Annotated in this window: 24 protein-coding genes; 16 read left to right on the top strand and 8 right to left on the bottom strand. The window is 36.6% G+C overall.

The annotated features are described in order from the left end of the window. The first annotated feature begins 5 nt into the window (after positions 1-5). The 5 genes from SJY24_RS24650 to SJY24_RS24630 all read left to right on the top strand — a co-directional run bounded on the left by SJY24_RS24650 (position 6) and on the right by SJY24_RS24630 (position 2,518). Positions 6-308: a hypothetical protein gene (locus SJY24_RS24650; protein ID WP_377866511.1), complete on the top strand. Its 303-nt coding sequence runs from the start codon at positions 6-8 to the stop codon at positions 306-308. Then, entirely contained in the window at positions 301-543 is a 243-nt protein-coding gene (locus SJY24_RS24645) for a hypothetical protein (RefSeq protein WP_377867307.1), read from the top strand. Before SJY24_RS24650 ends, SJY24_RS24645 begins: the two co-directional genes overlap by 8 nt. A gap of 128 nt (positions 544-671) precedes the next feature. After that, the gene (gene ytaF / locus SJY24_RS24640; protein ID WP_377866510.1) at positions 672-1,289 is read left to right on the top strand and encodes a sporulation membrane protein YtaF; all 618 of its coding nucleotides are present in this window, start codon (positions 672-674) and stop codon (positions 1,287-1,289) included. A gap of 126 nt (positions 1,290-1,415) precedes the next feature. Next, positions 1,416-1,652, top strand: coding sequence for a hypothetical protein (locus SJY24_RS24635; RefSeq protein ID WP_377866509.1), 237 nt, complete (start codon positions 1,416-1,418; stop codon positions 1,650-1,652). A gap of 224 nt (positions 1,653-1,876) precedes the next feature. Continuing rightward, positions 1,877-2,518, top strand: coding sequence for a helix-turn-helix domain-containing protein (locus SJY24_RS24630; RefSeq protein WP_377866508.1), 642 nt, complete (start codon positions 1,877-1,879; stop codon positions 2,516-2,518). Positions 2,519-2,637: 119 nt separating this feature from the next. Here SJY24_RS24630 and SJY24_RS24625 read toward each other — a convergent pair whose 3' ends face one another. Beyond that, positions 2,638-3,873 carry an ammonium transporter gene (locus SJY24_RS24625; RefSeq protein WP_377866507.1) on the bottom strand — a complete coding sequence of 412 codons (1,236 nt, stop codon included), beginning with the start codon at positions 3,871-3,873 and terminating at the stop codon, positions 2,638-2,640. 157 nt (positions 3,874-4,030) lie between these two features. On the opposite strand from SJY24_RS24625, the gene SJY24_RS24620 reads away from it, so the two are divergent. Together SJY24_RS24620 and SJY24_RS24615 are read left to right on the top strand one after the other, a co-directional pair. After that, complete coding sequence (locus SJY24_RS24620; RefSeq protein ID WP_377866506.1) at positions 4,031-5,386, top strand: alpha-amylase family glycosyl hydrolase; 1,356 nt, start codon at positions 4,031-4,033, stop codon at positions 5,384-5,386. A 51-nt stretch (positions 5,387-5,437) separates the two neighbouring features. Further along, positions 5,438-5,665: a hypothetical protein gene (locus tag SJY24_RS24615; protein ID WP_377866505.1), complete on the top strand. Its 228-nt coding sequence runs from the start codon at positions 5,438-5,440 to the stop codon at positions 5,663-5,665. A 38-nt stretch (positions 5,666-5,703) separates the two neighbouring features. On the opposite strand, the gene SJY24_RS24610 is transcribed toward SJY24_RS24615, so the two are convergent. Beyond that, positions 5,704-6,195 carry a YajQ family cyclic di-GMP-binding protein gene (locus tag SJY24_RS24610; RefSeq protein WP_078204661.1) on the bottom strand — a complete coding sequence of 164 codons (492 nt, stop codon included), beginning with the start codon at positions 6,193-6,195 and terminating at the stop codon, positions 5,704-5,706. 284 nt (positions 6,196-6,479) lie between these two features. On the opposite strand from SJY24_RS24610, the gene SJY24_RS24605 reads away from it, so the two are divergent. Continuing rightward, a complete protein-coding gene (locus tag SJY24_RS24605; protein WP_044741160.1) occupies positions 6,480-7,334 on the top strand; it encodes a CvfB family protein in 855 nt (284 codons plus the stop codon). 138 nt (positions 7,335-7,472) lie between these two features. Here SJY24_RS24605 and prsA read toward each other — a convergent pair whose 3' ends face one another. Both prsA and SJY24_RS24595 read right to left on the bottom strand, forming a co-directional pair. Next, positions 7,473-8,330 (bottom strand): peptidylprolyl isomerase PrsA, encoded by an 858-nt coding sequence (prsA, locus tag SJY24_RS24600; protein WP_377866504.1) that lies wholly within the window; start codon positions 8,328-8,330, stop codon positions 7,473-7,475. Positions 8,331-8,460: 130 nt separating this feature from the next. After that, positions 8,461-8,592, bottom strand: a complete 132-nt coding sequence (locus SJY24_RS24595) for a DUF3941 domain-containing protein (RefSeq protein WP_001120851.1) — start codon at positions 8,590-8,592, stop codon at positions 8,461-8,463. 101 nt (positions 8,593-8,693) lie between these two features. Here SJY24_RS24595 and SJY24_RS24590 point away from each other — a divergent pair, with 101 nt between their 5' ends. After that, the gene (locus SJY24_RS24590) at positions 8,694-9,551 is read left to right on the top strand and encodes a YitT family protein (RefSeq protein ID WP_000364458.1); all 858 of its coding nucleotides are present in this window, start codon (positions 8,694-8,696) and stop codon (positions 9,549-9,551) included. A 26-nt stretch (positions 9,552-9,577) separates the two neighbouring features. Here the strand turns inward: SJY24_RS24590 and SJY24_RS24585 are convergent, their stop codons facing one another. The 3 genes from SJY24_RS24585 to SJY24_RS24575 form a co-directional block, all read right to left on the bottom strand. After that, on the bottom strand, positions 9,578-9,775 hold the full coding sequence (locus tag SJY24_RS24585) for a DUF3813 domain-containing protein (RefSeq protein WP_000527405.1): 198 nt from the start codon (positions 9,773-9,775) through the stop codon (positions 9,578-9,580). Continuing rightward, on the bottom strand, positions 9,776-9,916 hold the full coding sequence (locus SJY24_RS24580) for a hypothetical protein (protein ID WP_000516816.1): 141 nt from the start codon (positions 9,914-9,916) through the stop codon (positions 9,776-9,778). It abuts the gene before it with no gap. A gap of 105 nt (positions 9,917-10,021) precedes the next feature. After that, complete coding sequence (locus SJY24_RS24575; protein ID WP_377866503.1) at positions 10,022-10,831, bottom strand: Cof-type HAD-IIB family hydrolase; 810 nt, start codon at positions 10,829-10,831, stop codon at positions 10,022-10,024. A gap of 490 nt (positions 10,832-11,321) precedes the next feature. Between SJY24_RS24575 and SJY24_RS24570 the strand changes: the two genes are divergently transcribed. Together SJY24_RS24570 and clpB are read left to right on the top strand one after the other, a co-directional pair. After that, positions 11,322-11,501 (top strand): YjzC family protein, encoded by a 180-nt coding sequence (locus SJY24_RS24570; protein ID WP_000531422.1) that lies wholly within the window; start codon positions 11,322-11,324, stop codon positions 11,499-11,501. Positions 11,502-11,674: 173 nt separating this feature from the next. Further along, entirely contained in the window at positions 11,675-14,275 is a 2,601-nt protein-coding gene (gene clpB, locus SJY24_RS24565; RefSeq protein WP_377866502.1) for an ATP-dependent chaperone ClpB, read from the top strand. 33 nt (positions 14,276-14,308) lie between these two features. Here clpB and SJY24_RS24560 read toward each other — a convergent pair whose 3' ends face one another. Then, the gene (locus SJY24_RS24560; protein ID WP_001211112.1) at positions 14,309-14,491 is read right to left on the bottom strand and encodes a YjzD family protein; all 183 of its coding nucleotides are present in this window, start codon (positions 14,489-14,491) and stop codon (positions 14,309-14,311) included. Positions 14,492-14,647: 156 nt separating this feature from the next. On the opposite strand from SJY24_RS24560, the gene SJY24_RS24555 reads away from it, so the two are divergent. The 5 genes from SJY24_RS24555 (at position 14,648) to fabF (ending at position 18,995) form a co-directional block, all read left to right on the top strand. Beyond that, positions 14,648-15,382 carry a lipase family protein gene (locus SJY24_RS24555; protein WP_377866501.1) on the top strand — a complete coding sequence of 245 codons (735 nt, stop codon included), beginning with the start codon at positions 14,648-14,650 and terminating at the stop codon, positions 15,380-15,382. Between the two features lie 29 nt (positions 15,383-15,411). Beyond that, entirely contained in the window at positions 15,412-16,284 is an 873-nt protein-coding gene (locus SJY24_RS24550) for an NAD-dependent epimerase/dehydratase family protein (protein ID WP_377866500.1), read from the top strand. Between the two features lie 63 nt (positions 16,285-16,347). Then, positions 16,348-16,524, top strand: coding sequence for a ComZ family protein (locus SJY24_RS24545; RefSeq protein WP_001003336.1), 177 nt, complete (start codon positions 16,348-16,350; stop codon positions 16,522-16,524). A gap of 268 nt (positions 16,525-16,792) precedes the next feature. Then, on the top strand, positions 16,793-17,725 hold the full coding sequence (fabH, locus tag SJY24_RS24540) for a beta-ketoacyl-ACP synthase III (RefSeq protein ID WP_001100550.1): 933 nt from the start codon (positions 16,793-16,795) through the stop codon (positions 17,723-17,725). Between the two features lie 31 nt (positions 17,726-17,756). Further along, positions 17,757-18,995 (top strand): beta-ketoacyl-ACP synthase II, encoded by a 1,239-nt coding sequence (fabF, locus tag SJY24_RS24535; protein ID WP_377866498.1) that lies wholly within the window; start codon positions 17,757-17,759, stop codon positions 18,993-18,995. Positions 18,996-19,058: the final 63 nt, after the last annotated feature.

The following is a 19,058-nucleotide window of genomic DNA, read 5'->3' as shown; positions in this document are numbered from 1 at the left end:
TGAACATGATACGAAAAGTTGTTATTGGATCTACTTTAGCGCTAGCGAGTGCCGCTTTATTACCTGTCGTAAGAAATACACTTCGTCCACTTGTTGAATCGGGGGCAAGAGGTGTGAAGTCTACTTTTGAAACAATTAAAGAGGAAGTAGAAGATATTATTGTGGAAGCGAAAATGGATAGAATGCAAAAGCAATTTGAGAAAGAACTTTCTTATGTGGAAGATGACATTACTGATGAACACGAAGTGATAGAAGCGGCAGCTGAACAAGCGCAAGATGAAGTGGAGGAGATTAAACATGATGCATAAAGATGTAGAAAAAGATGTAGAAAAAGATGTAGATCACCATTTGGAAAAAGCGTTAGAGCACTTTGAACAGGCATTAGATTTAAGTGTAAAAGCAGCGTCGGAAAATAAAGCGATGCAAAAAGAGATTGCTACGAAAATGGGATCTTTCACTGGTGAAATTTTTCACTCGGTTCGTAAAAAGGGAAAAGAAAACCGTATGAATATTATGAAATGGTTCACTCTCCCTCGCTTTTAAGGGAGGAGTACAAAATGGAAGGGATATAGGGAGTCTTATCTCCCTTATTCATATTCCATACTATGTATGTCGCGCTAATTTTCGGAATGTTCAGTATTATAAAGTTTATGAAGGGGTGAAAGAATTAAATGGCGGCATGGATGATGATATTAGCATTAACGTTTTCATCAAGTATCGATAATTTAGGGGTAGGAATTTCTTATGGGATTCGCAACATACGAATTAGCCATTTTTCTAATCTTATCATTTCGGTTATTTGCTTTTTGTTTAGTGTGGCCGGGATTTATTTTGGATTATGGCTTTCAAAAATTTTGCCTGGGATTATGCCAGTAGTCATTGGTTCTTTCTTATTAGTTGTTATTGGTCTTCGAATTGTATTATTAGCAATTCCGCGTAAGGTGGTAGCTGAAGGAGCGGAAGGTGAAGTAGCATCTACGGAAATAAATGGTTTAACGAAAAATATAGGTGAATCTGGAGGAATCGGATTTGTAGAATCTATCTTTCTTGGCATTGGTCTGTCTGCGAATGCATTAACGAACGGATTAGGTGCTGGTTTATTCGGTTTGAATCCGATAGCAATATGTGTTGCTGCGGCAATTGGTAGTTTCATAACGGTTTGGGGCGGAGTTGCATTAGGGAGAAAGATAGCTCACGTTCGTATTGGGAAATTTACTTTAGAACAATTTGGAACATTGATCAGCGGAACGTTACTATTAATTATTGCATTTGCTGCATTTTTTGATTGATTTATCCCACTATTTGCGGGCTGATAATCAGTGGGGATGAGCAAAACCCCGCTGATTAAAGTTTCACTTTATAGAAAGAGAAAGGGATGATAGTTTTAACATCAGATGAATAGAAGGTGAGAGAAAGTGAGATTGCTTTATAAAAGGTTGAAGTACTCTGAACTTGAGGCTGAATTACAATTAGTAGAAAGTGTTTTAAGTTCAGGATATTTTATTTTATTAGATATATTCTTTTTGTCTTCGTTATTAACAGTGCTAACTTTTTCCTTGCACCAGTCATTTCTAGTTGCATTTTTCATTTTTATTAGTTCTTATATTGCTTGTAGTTTCATATTTTTTTTATTGAGAAAATGGTTGCAATAAGTTACGCTATTAAACTTTGCAGAAGAAGCTGTCTTGAAAAATTTCGATTTTTTGAGGTGGCTTTATTTTATGAGTTGTAATATATGTTTACAAAATGTAAACATATATTGTGAATTCCCATCTTGTAACTCGGCAAAAAAATTTGTTAATATGATTGTATAGAAGTTGTAGTTATATTGCGTGTGTCAACTATGATTATTCTCATGAATAGAGGGGAATGGAATATGTCTGAAGGAACTGAAAGAAGTAATCTTGGGTTGTTATTAAAAGAATTACTGAAGGAAAAGTCTTTGTCAATGCGAAAACTGAGTGCGCTTACTGGAATTGATACTGCTACTATTTCAATGATTATAAATGGTAAGCGAAAAGCAAATCCGAAGCATTTGCAAAAGTTTGCAGATTGCCTTGGTATTCCGATTGCAGATTTATTTGTGGCGGCAGGTTATTCTATTGAAACAAAGCAGGAAGAACAATCTGATATTCAAGTATCCATTAATAACATTGAACATTTACTTGAATCTTCACAGCTATATGATCAAAAGTTTAGTATCGCGAATGTAGAGCAACAATTGGCTAATTACGAACAATATTCGCAAACAGAAGAAGGAAAAGAAACGATTGAAAAGGGGTTTACTGAGAAGATTCTGAAGGTAAGTAGTATTGGACCATTTATTAATGATTTGAAAGAATTGTATGAGAGATTTACGAAAAAGAAGGGGACACCTTTAGAACTAGCTTTAATGGGAAGTGCTCTCATCTATTTTATTCTATCAGTCGATGTGATTCCAGATTACATTTTTCCTATCGGTTATTTAGATGATGCTGTTGCTGTGCAACTTGTTTTAAATATGCTATTGAAAAGATAAGATACTTATATGAATAGATAGATAAAGATATTTATATACCAATAGTTTGGGTAATTGTATCGTTATGAATATACGAAAAAGGTGTACCCCGTGTTAGAACGGAGTACACCTTTTTCGTTTTAATTTGCGGATTTTTCTACATACTCATAAGCTTTCTCCCCATGCATCGAAATATCAAGCCCCATTTGTTCTTCGTGCTCATCGACGCGAACAGGAAGGAAGAAGTTAATAGCCTTAATAATGGCGTACGTCATTATGATCGTGAATGCATATGTTGCTCCGATTGCTATAAGTTGTTTGAAAAGGAGAGCTGCGTTTCCGTAAAATAATCCGTTAGCACCATCGCTATTTATAGAAGTTGTTGCGAAAAGTCCAGTTGCAATACCGCCCCAAGTTCCTCCGATGCCGTGGCATCCAAATGCATCAAGTGTATCGTCGTACCCGAATTTGTTTTTTAAGAAGAAGACGGCACCGAAACATAATATACCGCCAATTGCTCCGATAAGAAGAGCGGAGAAAGGTGTAACGAATCCGCAAGCTGGCGTAATTGCGACTAAACCAGAAACAACCCCGCAAGCAGCTCCCATCGCAGTTGGCTTCGATTGGAAGAACCATTCAGAAAGCATCCAAGTTAGAGCGGAGGCAGCGGCGGCTATATTTGTATTAATAAATGCAGTTAAAGCTACGTCATTTAAAGATAATGTACTACCGACGTTAAAACCGAACCAGCCGAACCAGAGTAAGCCTGCGCCTAACATTGTAAATGGTAAATGATGAGGAGAGGTACCGCTTATGTTTTTTCGTTTTCCTAGGAAAATAGCTAATACAAGACCAGCAACTCCAGATGTGATATGAACGACGTTACCGCCAGCGAAGTCTAATGCGCCGAGTTCTCTCAGCCATCCGCCAACGCCCCACACCCAATGAGCGACAGGGTTGTAAACGATTGTTGTCCAAAGCAGGATAAAAATAAGAAAGGCAGAAAATCGCATTCTTTCGGCGAATGCACCTGAAATTAAAGCGGGAGTTAAAATAGCGAACATGAGTTGGAACATCATAAATAAATTGTGAGGAATAGTAGATGAGTAGTCTGGATTTGGTGCGTAGGTAACTCCGTTTAGACCGAACCAATCGAGATTGCCAATAAGTCCGTGCCAATCTGGTCCGAATGATAAAGAATAACCGATAACAATCCATTGAATTGAAACGATAGCCATTGCGCTATAACTGTGCATTGTCGTGCTGAGTACGTTTTTACTGCGAACCATGCCCCCGTAAAAAAGTGCCAATCCTGGTGTCATCAACATGACCATTACTGTAGTTACAAAAATAAAAACTGTATCTCCCGTATTCATTCTCTCTCCTCCTATGATGTTAGAAAAAATAACATCGTCTCGTTATGTTTCATATCATATTCGAAATAAAAATAAAAATCAACTAAAAATTCAGAAAACTTTTTAAGTGATGTTAGAAAACCTGACATTATGTATTTTGGAGGGATAAAATCAACGTATGCGATTTGTTCTAATAATTGGTATAATATTCTTACAATTAGAAGTTTGGGGGATGCGTGTGAAAAAAATATGGACTAAGGAACTATTCATTTGTTTTTGTTTAGCTGTTATTTTGTTTGTACCAGTACATACTTTTGCGGAAGAAAAAAGGGAATGGCGAGATGAAGTTATATATTCCATTATGATTGATCGTTTCAATAATGGAGAACCGAAAAATGACAAACAGTTAGATGTTGGTAATTTAGAAGGGTATCAAGGCGGAGATATACGAGGAATTATAAAAAGATTGGACTACATAAAAGAAATGGGATTTACTACCATTATGCTTTCGCCGCTTTTTGAAAGTGAAAAGTATGATGGATTAGGCGTTCGAAACATTCAAAAAGTAAATGAACATTTCGGAACAGAAAATGATGTGAAAGAACTTGTAAAAGTGGCTCATCAAAAAGGAATGAAAGTTGTCTTTCAATTTCCGTATGAAGAAAATGAACAACAATTAATAGATTCGATGAAATGGTGGATAAAAGAAGTTGATTTAGACGGAAGTTATGTGATACATAGTGACAAAAAGCCACGTGCTTTTTGGGATGAAGTGCAAAAGGATTTGCAGAAGGTAAAGAAAGATTTTCACATTATGACAAAGGAAGATAATGAGTACTATAAAAAAATAGTAGAGTCATTTTCAAAAGCAGATATGTCTGTGAAACCTTTATATGATGTGAGTGGAAAAGAAGAGGAATTCGCTACGTTTTTAGATAATCAAGAAACAAAGCGATTTGCGCGTATTGCAAAAGAAAATATGTATTACCCGCCGTCCCGTTTAAAACTAGCGCTCACTTACTTATATACATCCCCGGGGATACCGAATTTTTATTACGGAACTGAAATTGCATTAGATGGCGGGGATGCTCCAGATAATAGACGATTAATGGATTTTAAATCGGATGAAAAGTTTATGCAGCACATAACGAAGCTAGGTGAACTTAGACAAACGAGACCATCTTTACGACGCGGTACGTTTGAACTTCTATATGATAAAGATGGAATGAGTATATTAAAACGGAAGTATAAAGACGAAGTAACGATAGTAGCGATTAATAATACGAAAGAAACACAAAAGGTTTCCTTGCCTGTAAGTGCAATTGGTGAAAAACAAGAGTTAAGAGGCTTGTTAGAAGACGAAATTATAAGAGAAGAAAACGGGAATTTTTATCTCGTTTTAAAGCGTGAGGAATCGAATGTGTATAAAGTTAGTGAAGAAACAGGTGTGAATTGGTTATTTATCTCCTTAATAGTTGGTGTGAACGTATTATTTATTACTTTTTTAATTGCGGTTAAAAAGAAACGGAAATGAATAACTCTTCTTTTTGGTAGTCCGTTTACAGTTCAAGATGAGGTGAGGTATTTGAGGAGAAAGAAGTTGTTCGCTCTATGTTTTTGTCTTCTTATCGTATTCGTAAGTTTGTATTTTTGGGACAACGGTGACGATGGGGAATTTGTTCAGTGGGGCGATAGTGTTCATTCTGTCGATACAGCGGTTCTTAAAAGAAATAATATTAAATACAAAATTGAAAATGATAAAGTGTATATTCCAGAAAAATCATTTGATAAAGCAATATATTGTTGCTCGTAATAAGTATAAAACCTCCTCTGAATAGAGGAGGTTTCTTTTTAGCGGTAGTTAATGAACTGTACGTCGATTGGTAAGTCAACGCTGCGAACGGCTGCGATTACTGCTTGTAAGTCATCACGGCTTTTCGCTGTTACGCGTACTTGGTCATCTTGTACTTGTGTTTTTACTTTTAATTTCATTTCTTTAATGATGTTGTTAATTTTTTTCGCGTTATCTTTATCGATACCTTGTTGCAGAGTTGCACGTTGGCGAACAGTGTTACCAGATGCAGTTTCAACTTTTCCGTAGTCCAAGTTTTTAATTGGAACGTTACGTTTTACAAGTTTAGCAATTAGAACGTCTTTTACTTGGTCTAATTTGAACTCGTCATCAGAAGTTAAAACAAGTACTTCTTTTTCTAATTTAATATCACTTTTACTACCTTTAAAGTCATATCGGTTTTGGATTTCCTTTAATGCGATGTTAATTGCGTTTGTTACTTCAGGTAATTCTACTTTCGAAACGATGTCAAAAGAACTCTCTTTTGCCATAGTTAGCACCTCCAAATAAATTTCTATCTTTTAATGCACCTAAATAGGCTATGTAATATACATATTAAAGTATAGCGGAAAATACATCGATTAGATAGAGTGTTGCAACTTAAGTGTTTTGACGGATCATCCGTAGGGTAATATAGTCCTATAGATAAAGTCTTTATTTAATTATAGTGAATTTTGGGCAGTTGGACAAATAAAGGAAAAATCGTGTTATAATTAACTTTTGTTTGGAATGATAAAAAAGATAACTTTATATATATAGAAGGGAATTAAAAAATATGTATTTGCAATTAGGATCGATTGAACAGGTAACTGTTTTACGCGAAACGGAAATCGGATATATGGTTGGAAACGAAGAGGAAGAAATCTTCCTACATAAAAACGAATTAGCTGGAGAAATTGCAGAAGGCGATACGATTGATGTATTCTTATACCTTGATCACCAAAATCGTATTTCAGCAACAATGAAGGAACCAATTATTACAACACATGATTGGAATTGGGTAAAGGTTGTAGAAGTTATTCCTAGTTTAGGTGTGTTTGTTGATATTGGTGTATCAAAAGATATACTAATTCCACTTGATGAGTTTCCAATTTATATGCCAGTATGGCCTCAAGAAGGCGACGAATTATATTGTACGTTAAAATTAACGAATCGTGATCGTTTAATTGCTCTTCCGGCAAGAGACAGTGATATGCAAGAAATTATCGTAGATGCAACGCCATCTATGCGTAATAAAAACGTAAATGGACGTGTGTATCGCTCACTTCAAGTTGGTTCATTCATACTAACTGACGAGCATTTCCGTGCTTTCTTACACCATACAGAAAGAAAAGAACAAGTCCGCATCGGTGAGCGTGTAACAGGCCGTATCATTGACGTAAAAGATGACGGTACAATCAACATTTCACTTCTTCCTCGTAAAGAAGAAGGAATGGAAGATGATGCTGCAGTACTTTATGCATATATGGAAGAACGAGGCGGAGCGATGCCGTTTTGGGATAAGAGCCACCCAGAAGACATTAAAGAACGTTTCAATATGAGTAAGGCTGCGTTTAAGCGTGCACTTGGTAAGTTGATGAAAGAAGAGAAGGTTTACCAAGAAGAAGGTTGGACTTACTTTAAGAAATAAAGTGGACTAAAAAGAACTATCTTTTCTCTAAGTTTATTAGGGAAGAGATAGTTCTTTTTGCGTTCGGTAAAAGTTGAACATATTGATGAAAGATTAAAAAGCACGACCTTATTTGAACAAATAAGATTGTGCTTTATTTTAGTTCTCTTTCCCAAAAAGATGAGAAAATGTATCTTTTAAGTCACTGTCGTTTATTTTAATATCCGCCTTTTTTAATTCATCTTGTAATAATTTTTGACCGAAGGAAGGGTCGGCAATACGTTCTTCTTCTAAGTCTTTACGTATAGAGTCTTTCACTTCATCGTAAGGTTTTAAATCTTTTTTATCAGTTAGTTTAATAATGTGATAGCCGTTTGGTGATTTAACGGGATTGCTAATTTGACCAGGTTTTAATTTGTAGGCAGCTTTTTCAAATTCAGGTGTCATTTTGCCTGCCCCGAAGTATCCGAGGTCTCCGCCATTATCTTTTGATAATGAATCTTGAGATTCTTGTTTTGCTAACTCTTCAAATGAAGCGCCGGTATCTAATTTTTTCTTTATTTCTTTCGCTTCATTTTCGTCACTTACTAAAATGTGACTAGCTTTAATTTCTGGTTTATAGTGGTCTTTTATATCTTTTTCTGTAACGCTTTGTTTAATCGCTTCATTCAATGCGAGTTTGAATCTAATTTGATCTTGGAAATCTTTTTCATCTTTTAAACGATTATTTTCTAGTGCTGCTTTGAATTGGTCTCCATATTGATTTTTTGCTTTTTCTACTTCTTTATCTACCGCATCATCAGATACTTTATATTTTTTAGTGATAACATCTTGTGCTACCATTTCATATAGCATGTCTTTTCCATAGCGATCTTTTAATTGCTTTTCGAAATCGCTCTTCGTAATGGTTGAGTTGGTTGTTGTGGCGATTGTGGCCGAGTCATTTTTTTGTCCGCAAGCAGATAGCATTATTATACTTATTAGTGCAGTGATAATGAATATATTTTTTCCTTTCATGCTAACACCTCATCCGAATATGTTATCGCTATTGTAGAATATAGAAGTGAACATGAAGTGAATTTTTAATGTTTTTTCCCTGTAAAATGTAAAAAAAGTACATCAACATTAATGTTGATGTACGATGTAATCAAAGGTGATCGGTTTTCTTAGAATATGCACGTTTTCCTTGCTGAATATTTTTTTGCTCTTGTTCATTTTTTTGAGTGCGCTTTGCATTATTATCGCGTGCTTTTTTGTCGTTATCGCTCGTATGTGGCATATGTATCAACTCCATTTCTAAACGTTGTACGTTTATCATTTCCTTTTTCGTAAAGACTATGTATAGCGGTGCATTCATGAATAATAAAGGTGGATTAGAAAATGGATTTGAAGCTGAATTATACCGAACTTATTAAGAAGTTAGTCGTTGTAATTGTTGCAGGTTTATTAAATGCTATTGGGATGAATTTATTTTTAACGCCAGCGAAAGTATATGCGAGTGGCTTTGCTGGACTATCTCAATTATTATCACAAATATTAGGTGACTTTTTATCTATTCACATATCTACGGGTGTATTGTTTAGTTTATTTAATATTCCTGTCGTTATTTTAGCGTGGAAAAAGGTTGGGAAGGCTTTTACATTTTTTAGTTTTCTTTGCGTTGTATTTATGACTTTGTTTTTAGAAATTATCCCAGTTAGAGCGGTTTCGAACGATATCATATTGAATGCGATTTTTGGTGGTATTATTTCAGCGATTGGGGTAGGGATTGCTTTAAAGTGGGGTGCTTCCACAGGGGGCCTAGATATTATCGCCATGATTTTATCTAAAATAAAAGATAAGCCTGTCGGTACGTATTTTTTCTTCTTTAATGCACTTATCATTATCGCTGCTGGCTACGTATATGGATGGGAAAAGGCATTATATACTTTAGTTACTTTGTATGTATCAACGAGAATTATTGATGCGATTCATACCCGTCACGTGAAGATTACGGCACTAATTGTTACAAAGAACGGGGGAGATGTGAGAAAAGCGATTCACTCTCGTTTAGTGAGAGGGATTACAACTATACCAGCAACAGGTGCTTATACAAATGAAAATAAAGAAATGTTAATGATTGTGATTACTCGTTACGAGTTGTACGAATTAGAAAGGGTTATTAAACAAGTAGACCCAGGTGCATTTACAAATATACTGCAAACGGTCGGTGTGTTTGGATTGTTTAGAAAAGATTAAAGAGGACCAAAGCTGGTCCTCTTTTTTTAATGCGAATTCGTAATGTTTTGCAATTGCTCCTGCATTTCGCGTAGCTGAACTTTTTCAGCAGTTGAAGAGTTTGCATAAGCAGAGTGCAAAGAGTTTTTTGCTCTATAAACGAGTTCCTGTTGTTCAGCGCCACTTGAACAAGAAACGGCACTTGCAACAGCGTCTCTAGCTTGTTGGAATAGTAAGTTCCCCATTTAAACCCCTCCAAATGAAGAGTTACTTCTTGCTTTTTCTGCCTCAGCTAATGTACCTCTGTACGGGAATCTTGCATCATGCTTCATAACAGCATCGGCTCCTTGCTGGATAAAACGTTTTGATTTGTTCTTTTTACCCATTCGAAAAACCCCCTTTATTTAGCTGAAAACAACCGACGCGCTGACTTTTGCGTCTAATAATAGTATGAGCGTTTGGCGAGAAACTATAAGCAGGGAATTTTTAGATTACAACCCAAGAACCTCTTCTAAATATAGAGCGATCCCATCTTCTTCATTCGTTAATGTCGTATGATTTGCGAGTGATTTCAGCTCAGGAATTGCATTACCCATTGCGATGCCATGACCAGCAAATTCGATCATTTCAAAGTCGTTATCTTCATCACCAAAAGCGATAATTCGCTCTTTAGGAATATTGTAATGACCTGAAATTTTTTGTAATCCGACAGCTTTATTTAATCCGCTTTTTACAATTTCAATAATTGGCCAAGGTGCACCCCATTTTCTATGATCGATGACTTCAGCGTGCATATCTGTTAAATGCTGGCGAATTGCAGCGGAATGCTCGTCATGTGCATCGATTAATAAGCAAGTTGGATGGTCATTTAAAATATTTAATAAATCTCCTGTGAAAATATTTGGAGAACCGAATTCAAAAATATGTTTTTTATCTTCATCAATTTCACGGACATACACATCATCCATGACTTCAGCATAGACATTTTTTACGCCGAAATCAAAGCAAGCTCGGACGATTTCTTGCGCTGTTGAAAGTTCAAGAGGAGAGTGATGTGTTCCCCAACTTGAATCAAGTGGGTGATGCACGTAAGCGCCATTAAAGTTTACGATTGGTGTGTTAAGGCTAAGCTCTTTATAATAATCGTAACTAGCGCGGAATGGACGCCCTGTTGAAATAACAACAATATGTCCTTGTTCTTTTGCTTTTGCAATTGTGTTTTTAGTTCTTGGAGAAATTATTTTGTTGTCTGTTAATAAAGTTCCGTCTAAGTCTAATGCGATTAAATGTTGTTTATTCATAATTTCACCTCTTATAATAATTTTTTTGTTTCTATCTGTATTTCCGTTTTTTATATGCAGAAATAAGAGGTTAGACTGGGTGAAACTACTGTAAATGAAAGTTTCACTATATATCCATCTTACGTCGCGAAGCGCTGTGGTGTCTACTATTTCTCATTGGAAATTAGGAAAAGTCAACATCTTTTTAGAAAGTTCAAACAATGTTTCTTTCATTATGTACAAATTGTGAAAAGGGTTACATCGTTTGAATGATGCGACTTATAATGAACATGTAATCTTCTCGTATATGTTTGACTCTCCTTTGAAACTGGCCTAAAGTAGGTTGGTTTCTTTTTTTTCAACAAATATGCCAATAATTCCTGCTTAAGCTTGTGTAATTATATATATGTACATGGGTAAACCATAGTACTTGTTTCCTAAACATGACAGAAAAGCTTTCTTTTAAAATGGATATACTAATGAGGCAAGACGTCATGGAAGGAGAATGGAAATGGGACAAAATCGCAGGTTTCGTTCAGGGCAAAAAGCGCCAAATGATGGCATTTACGTAGAAATTGGTGAAACGGGAAGTATGGTGAAAAATCCGCAAATGGTACAATTAACTGCCGGTGAAAAGTTTCCAGATAACACGAATCATAACCGTCAGTGGACATATAAAAGAAAACCGTAACAGAAGCCGCAATCATTATTGCGGCTTTTTTTGATTAGGAAAGTGAATGTTACTTTTTGTATTTTCCAATAATAAGTTTGAAATACATAAGCAAAATTATTGTATAAAAAAGTCAGTTGGCGTATAATCAAATTAAAGGTCAAAGAAAGTCAAACATTTGGAGGACGGTAAAGATGGACTTAAATCAAATGACAACGAAAACGCAGGAAGCGATTATGAGTGCTCAGTCTTTAGCGGTATCTCATCATCATCAAGAAGTAGATACTGTTCATCTATTGCTTACGTTATTAGAGCAGCAAGACGGATTAGCAGTACGTATTTTTCAAAAAATGAATGTCGATATAGAAGCGTTAAAGCAAGGCGCCGAAAGTTTAATTAAGAAAAAGCCTTCTGTAACTGGAAGCGGGGCAGAGGCGGGAAAATTATATGTAACAGGTGCTTTGCAACAACTGCTTGTAAGAGCAGGGAAAGAAGCAGAGAAATTGCAGGATGACTACATTTCAATCGAGCATGTATTGCTTGCTTTTTCTGAAGAAAAAGGCGATATAAATCAATTATTTACGAGATTTCATATTACGAAAGATAACTTATTACAGTCTTTAATGACAGTTCGGGGGAATCAGAGAGTGACTAGTCAAAATCCAGAAGCAACTTATGAAGCGTTAGAAAAATATGGCCGTGATTTAGTGGCTGAAGTGAGAGCAGGGAAAATTGATCCTGTTATCGGCCGAGATAGTGAAATTCGCCGCGTGATCCGCATTCTTTCACGCAAAACGAAAAATAACCCGGTTTTAATTGGTGAGCCAGGTGTTGGTAAAACAGCAATTGTTGAAGGATTAGCGCAGCGTATTGTGAAAAAAGATGTACCAGAAGGATTAAAAGATAGAACAATCTTCGCTTTAGATATGAGTGCACTTGTGGCCGGAGCAAAATTCCGCGGTGAGTTTGAAGAGCGTCTGCAAGCTGTATTAAATGAAATTAAAAAGAGTGAAGGGCGTATTTTATTATTCATTGATGAACTTCATACAATCGTCGGCGCTGGTAAAACAGAAGGAGCGATGGATGCAGGGAATATGTTAAAACCAATGCTTGCGCGTGGTGAACTGCATTGTATCGGGGCGACAACGTTAGATGAATATCGTAAATATATCGAAAAAGATCCAGCGTTAGAAAGACGTTTTCAACAAGTATTAGCAGAAGAACCAACTGTTGAAGATACAATTTCAATTTTACGTGGTTTAAAAGAGCGTTTTGAAATTTATCACGGTGTAAATATTCATGACCGCGCGATTGTAGCAGCATCTGTTTTATCAGATCGATACATTTCGGATCGCTTCTTACCTGATAAAGCGATCGATCTAGTTGATGAAGCTTGTGCAACAATCCGAACAGAAATTGATTCCATGCCAACAGAATTAGATGAAGTAACGCGTCGTATTATGCAATTAGAAATTGAAGAAGCTGCTCTTGGGAAAGAAAAGGACTTAGGTAGTCAAGAACGTCTAAAAGTACTGCAACGTGAATTATCGGATTTAAAAGAAGTTGCAAGTGGTATGCGAGCGAAATGGGAGAAAGAAAAAGAAGACATTCATAAAGTGCGTGACTTACGTGAACATTTAGAGCGCTTGCGCCGTGAGTTAGAAGAAGCAGAAGGAAATTACGATTTAAATAAAGCAGCGGAACTTCGTCACGGGAAAATTCCAGCGATCGAAAAAGAGTTAAAAGAAGCGGAAGAAATGGGCGCACATAATAAACAAGAAAATCGTTTATTACGTGAGGAAGTAAGTGAAGAAGAGATTGCTGATATTGTTTCGCGCTGGACTGGTATTCCTGTCGCAAAACTCGTTGAAGGTGAACGCGAGAAATTACTACGCTTAGAGCAGATTTTATCAGAGCGTGTAATCGGACAAGAGGAAGCGGTAAGCTTAGTATCAGACGCAGTTCTTCGTGCACGCGCTGGTATTAAAGATCCGAATCGTCCAATTGGTTCATTTATTTTCCTAGGACCTACAGGTGTTGGTAAAACTGAGCTTGCAAAAACATTAGCACAAACGTTATTTGACAGTGAAGAGCAAATGATTCGTATCGATATGTCTGAGTACATGGAGAAACACGCGGTGTCACGCTTAATTGGTGCGCCTCCTGGATATGTTGGATATGAAGAAGGCGGACAATTAACAGAAGCAGTAAGACGTAAACCATATTCTGTTATTTTGTTAGACGAAATCGAAAAAGCACATCCAGAAGTATTTAACATTTTATTACAAATGTTAGATGACGGACGCATTACAGATTCACAAGGTCGTACAGTAGACTTTAAAAATACGGTTATTATTATGACTTCAAATATTGGATCTGCTCACTTATTAGAAGGGCTAGAAGAAGATGGATCGATTAAAGAAGAGTCAAGAGAACTTGTAATGGGACAATTAAGAGGACATTTCCGACCAGAATTTTTAAATCGTGTCGATGAAATTATTTTATTCAAACCTCTTACAACGAATGAAATTAAAGGTATTGTTGATAAGATTGTGAAAGAACTACAAGGCCGTTTAGCTGACCGTCACATTACAGTAGAATTAACAGATGCAGCGAAAGAATTCGTTGTAGAAGCAGGATTCGATCCAATGTACGGAGCTCGTCCATTAAAACGATATGTACAGCGTCAAGTTGAGACGAAATTAGCGAGAGAATTAATTGCAGGAACGATTACTGACAATAGTCATGTAGTGGTCGATGTTGAAAATAACCAATTAGTCGTTCATGTGAAATAAAAAAAGAGTTCGGATAAAATCCGGACTCTTTTTTTAGTGTTGTTCTACTGGCTCGTTTGGAATCGCAGCTGAAATCGCTAATACTAATACCGCAAGAACAACTGAGAAAATAGACGCTTGGTTAAAATCGTATGTACCGCCAGTCATAGAGCCGATTACGTAGCTCATCATATGTACAAGCGCGAACGACCAAATTAATGCCCAAATGAAACGCATATTTTACACCTCTATTCGTTCAATCTGTCCTTATTGTAACACAATTGAAAAAAGAATATAGAAAAATATTTGTAGATTTTTCAACGCAAATTTGCATTCTGTTCATACATTATAAAAGAGTACTTTTATACGTTTAGAAAATAAGGCGGGGGAAAAATGAGTATTACGGAACGTTTTTTTTACTTAGAAAAAGAACCATGTGTAATTTATTTACCGGAGAAGCCAAATGGATTTTCTGTAATGCTTCTTGGTGATTACAACTACTTTATTGAGAATGGTACAAGTTTATGGACACAGCATGCAGGGAGAGCTTATTTTTTAAAGGGCCTTATTGAAAAAGGCTATACAGTCTTTTCATCTAACTTATACGGAAGACATTGGGGAAACGATCGAGCTGTACGTTTAGCGAAACGTTTGTATGATGTCGTACTAAGAAAAGAGACATTAAATGCAAAAATGCACATTATGGCAGATGGTATGGGAGCACTTGTAGCACTTGAGATGATGAATAAATACCCTGAATGTATACGTTCTGTCGTTATGTTAAATCCGTGTTTAGATTTACCAGAATATGTGGAGTTTGAAAAAGAGCATAAGTTTTTTTACAAAAGATTAGTGAAAGAATTAAGTTTGGCGTATGATTCCAAAGAAGAAGAATTAGAATCAAAAATAAATAAGAAATCATTTGCGCTTCTGCCGTCTTGTGTACCGGTTAAAATTTTCGTATCAACACAAGAAAAAAGAGGAAGAAAACAATTGTTACGTAAATACGAGAAAATGAGGCAATTCAATCAATGTGACACTTCTGTCTTATTCCATCTCCAAGATGTGAAATATAAAATGGTTAGACAAACGACGGATTTCTTTAAAAAATATGAAGAAGAATTGTGAAGCTCCCATATACATAAATGAGGAGCTATTTGTTTCAAGCGGAAAGGGTTGGTGGTATGGAACGCGTGCTGATTATAGGTGCACTTACGTTTGTAGGTTATCACCTTGTGAATAAAATGATTGCGGAAGAAGTAGAAGTATATGGTCTTGATTTTGATGAATTTGATAGTATGACAAAAATTAATGAAGAGAAATTATTGTTGATTGGGCGAAATGCGTTATTTACGTACTATTCTATAAGGGATGAAGACGGATGGCGATCGGTAGAGGAAGAGAGTTTCGATACAGTTTATTTTTGTTTGTATGAGCCGAATCAGCAAAGTGGCTTTCGGAATGAAAGAGTCATATTACAATATTTAAAACGAATCGTAAGAATGTGTGAAAAAAATAAAGTAAAGTTAAATCTAATTTCTTCTATTGAAATAGGAAGCACTGAAGAATCCGAAAACAAACGTCTGTTTTCGAAAGTGGAAGAAGGGTTGAAAAAAGGAGAATTACAATATAGTGCATATCGAGTTCCTACATTATATGGGCCATGGCAACCGTCGTTTATGATGTATCATCAGCTCATTTTATCAGAACTTGATGAAAAAGAGTGCCGTTGTGTAAGTGGAGAAAAAGGAAGTGATTTACTTTACGTTGAAGATGTATGTGAATACTTATGGGAAAATGGAATGAATGTAAAGCACCTCGGTATATATAATTTACTTAGTGGAAAAGAAGCATTATGGGAAAAAGGTATGAGCCTTTTACATGCAGATGGTAAGGTAAACAAAAAAGATGAGGATATAAGAAATGAAGCGGTAGAGGTTGTTTCTCTAAAAAAAAATACGCCGTTAGAATTTGGTTTAAATAAACAATTGGCACATATGAAAAGATATAAAGAGTTATACGAAGGGTAGTGTACGTGTTACACTATTGAATGGACTATAAATTGAAAGTTTTATTGGAGAGGAAGAGCATATATGAACGAAAAAAGCATGCAATTTTTACAAATCGCAATGAAGCATTTACCAGAAGCTAAGGCAATTTTAGATGATAATGGAATTGCACTTGATATGGAGAAAGCACAGCCGGTGTTAGAGCTATTGATGAAAGTAATGAGCGAAGCATATGAGCTTGGGAAAGCTGATAAAGAATAAAAAAACCTTCTTTTTTGAGAGGGAGAGAGGCTCGAGCCGTATGTAGAAGCGGTAAGGGCCTTTTTTGTTTTGAGTGAAGTAAAGATAAGTTTATGGAATAATTTGTATTTGGAAATGGCAGGGATTTTTTTGTTTCTTTTAATGAAAAATAAAGTTGGTAATACGCTGTCTTTATTTTTTAGCTGAAATATATTCTAGACAAAAGTACATTTATGTTTTAAAATTAGTACCAAGTCATAATAATTGATATAAAACGGAGGGCTGCGATGTGAACGTGGGCATTTTAGGGATCGGAAGATATGTGCCAGAAAAAGTAGTCACAAATCACGATTTAGAGAAAATCGTAGATACATCTGATGAATGGATTCGTACGAGAACGGGAATTGCAGAAAGACGCATTGCCGATGATACAATAGATACTTCATATATGGCCGTAGAGGCTTCTAAAAAAGCACTTGAAGATGCAGGGATTAGCGGAGAGGATATCGATCTTATTTTAGTGGCAACAGTAACGCCGGATCGCGCATTCCCAGCAGTAGCTTGTGTAATCCAAGAAGCGATTGGCGCAAAACATGCAGCTGCAATGGATTTAAGTGCAGCGTGTGCTGGCTTCATGTACGGAATGATTACAGCGCAGCAATTTATTCAAACGGGAACTTATAAAAATGTATTAGTAGTTGGTAGTGACAAACTATCTAAAATTGTAGATTGGAACGATCGAAACACAGCAGTACTATTTGGGGACGGAGCAGGAGCTATCGTAATGGGAGCTGTTTCGGAAGGAAAAGGTGTACTTTCATTCGAATTAGGAGCGGACGGAAGTGGTGGTAAGCATCTTTATCAAGACGAGTATGTTATGATGAACGGCAGAGAAGTCTTTAAATTTGCTGTTCGCCAACTTGGTGATTCCTGTCTTCGCGTGTTAGAAAAAGCGGGACTTACGAAAGAGGATGTGGACTTCTTAGTACCACATCAAGCGAATATTCGTATTATGGAATCTGCAAGAGAGAGATTAAATTTACCGAAAGAAAAAATGAGTATGACAATTGAAAAGTTCGGTAATACATCGGCTTCTTCAATTCCAATTGCAATGGTAGAGGAATTGCAAAATGGACGTATTCAAGATGGTGATTTAATTATACTAGTCGGTTTTGGCGGCGGATTAACATGGGGAGCAGTCGCTCTTCGTTGGGGTAAATAAGGACTGAGAGAAAAAAAGGAGTGTATTTTGTATGGAAAAAAAGAGGGTCGTAATTACAGGATTAGGAGCTGTTACACCGATCGGAACAGATGTTGAAACAGCGTGGGAAAACATTAAAAAGGGTGTATCTGGAATCGGACGACTTACAAGAATTGATCCAGAACTGTTTCCAGCAAAAGTAGCAGCAGAAATTAACGACTTTGAAGTTGAGAAATATATTGATAAAAAAGAAGCGCGCCGTATGGATCGCTTTACACAATATGCAGTAGCAGCAGCGAAAATGGCAGTTGCGGATGCGAAGCTTGAAATTACAGAAGAAAACGGACCTCGAATTGGTGTATGGATTGGTTCTGGTATTGGCGGTATGGAAACATATGAAGAACAATTTAAGATTTTTACTGAAAAAGGTCCGCGTCGCGTGAGTCCATTCTTCGTACCAATGATGATTCCAGATATGGCAGCAGGCCAAGTGTCAATCGCTACCGGAGCAAAAGGAATTAACACTTGTTCTGTAACGGCTTGTGCATCTGGTGCAAACTCAATTGGTGATGCATTTAAAGCAATTCAGCGTGGTGATGCTGATGCGATGATAACGGGCGGAGCAGAAGCACCGTTAACAAGTATGGCATTCGCTGGATTTAGTTCAGCGAAAGCATTAACATTTAATGAAGATCCAGCGACGGCTTGCCGTCCATTCGATAAAAACCGTAGCGGTTTCGTAATGGGTGAAGGATCAGGAATTCTTATTCTTGAAGAATTAGAGCACGCGTTAGCACGTGGTGCCCATATTTATGCGGAAATTGCTGGTTATGGTGCAACGGGTGATGCGTTCCATATTACAATGCCTGCTCCTGGCGGTGAAGGCGGAGTGCGTGCAATGCGTCAAGCTTTAGCTGATGCAGGTCTAGAGCCAGAAGATATTGATTACATTAATGCGCATGGTACAAGTACAGATGCGAATGAAAAGTATGAAACGATGGCAATTAAAGAAACTTTCGGTGAGCATGCATATAAAGTAGCGATTAGCTCAACGAAATCAATGACAGGTCACTTATTAGGAGCAGCGGGTGCTGTTGAGGCGATCTTCTCTATTAAAACAATTACAGACGGAGTGATTCCTCCGACAATTAACTATGAAACGCCAGATCCAGATTGTGATTTAGATTACGTACCAAATGAAGCGAGACATCAAGAAGTAAACGCGGTATTGAGTAATTCATTAGGATTCGGTGGTCATAACGCAGTATTAGTATTTAAATCGTATAAATAATAGATGGAATAAGGTGTTTTTTCGTAACAAACTACGAAAAAACACCTTATTTATTTTTACGCC

The sequence above is a fragment of the Bacillus sp. R86525 genome, from assembly GCF_042466195.1.
GTDB classification, from domain to species: Bacteria; Bacillota; Bacilli; order Bacillales; family Bacillaceae_G; genus Bacillus_A; species Bacillus_A nitratireducens.
This window is presented reverse-complemented; position numbering and strand designations above follow the sequence as displayed.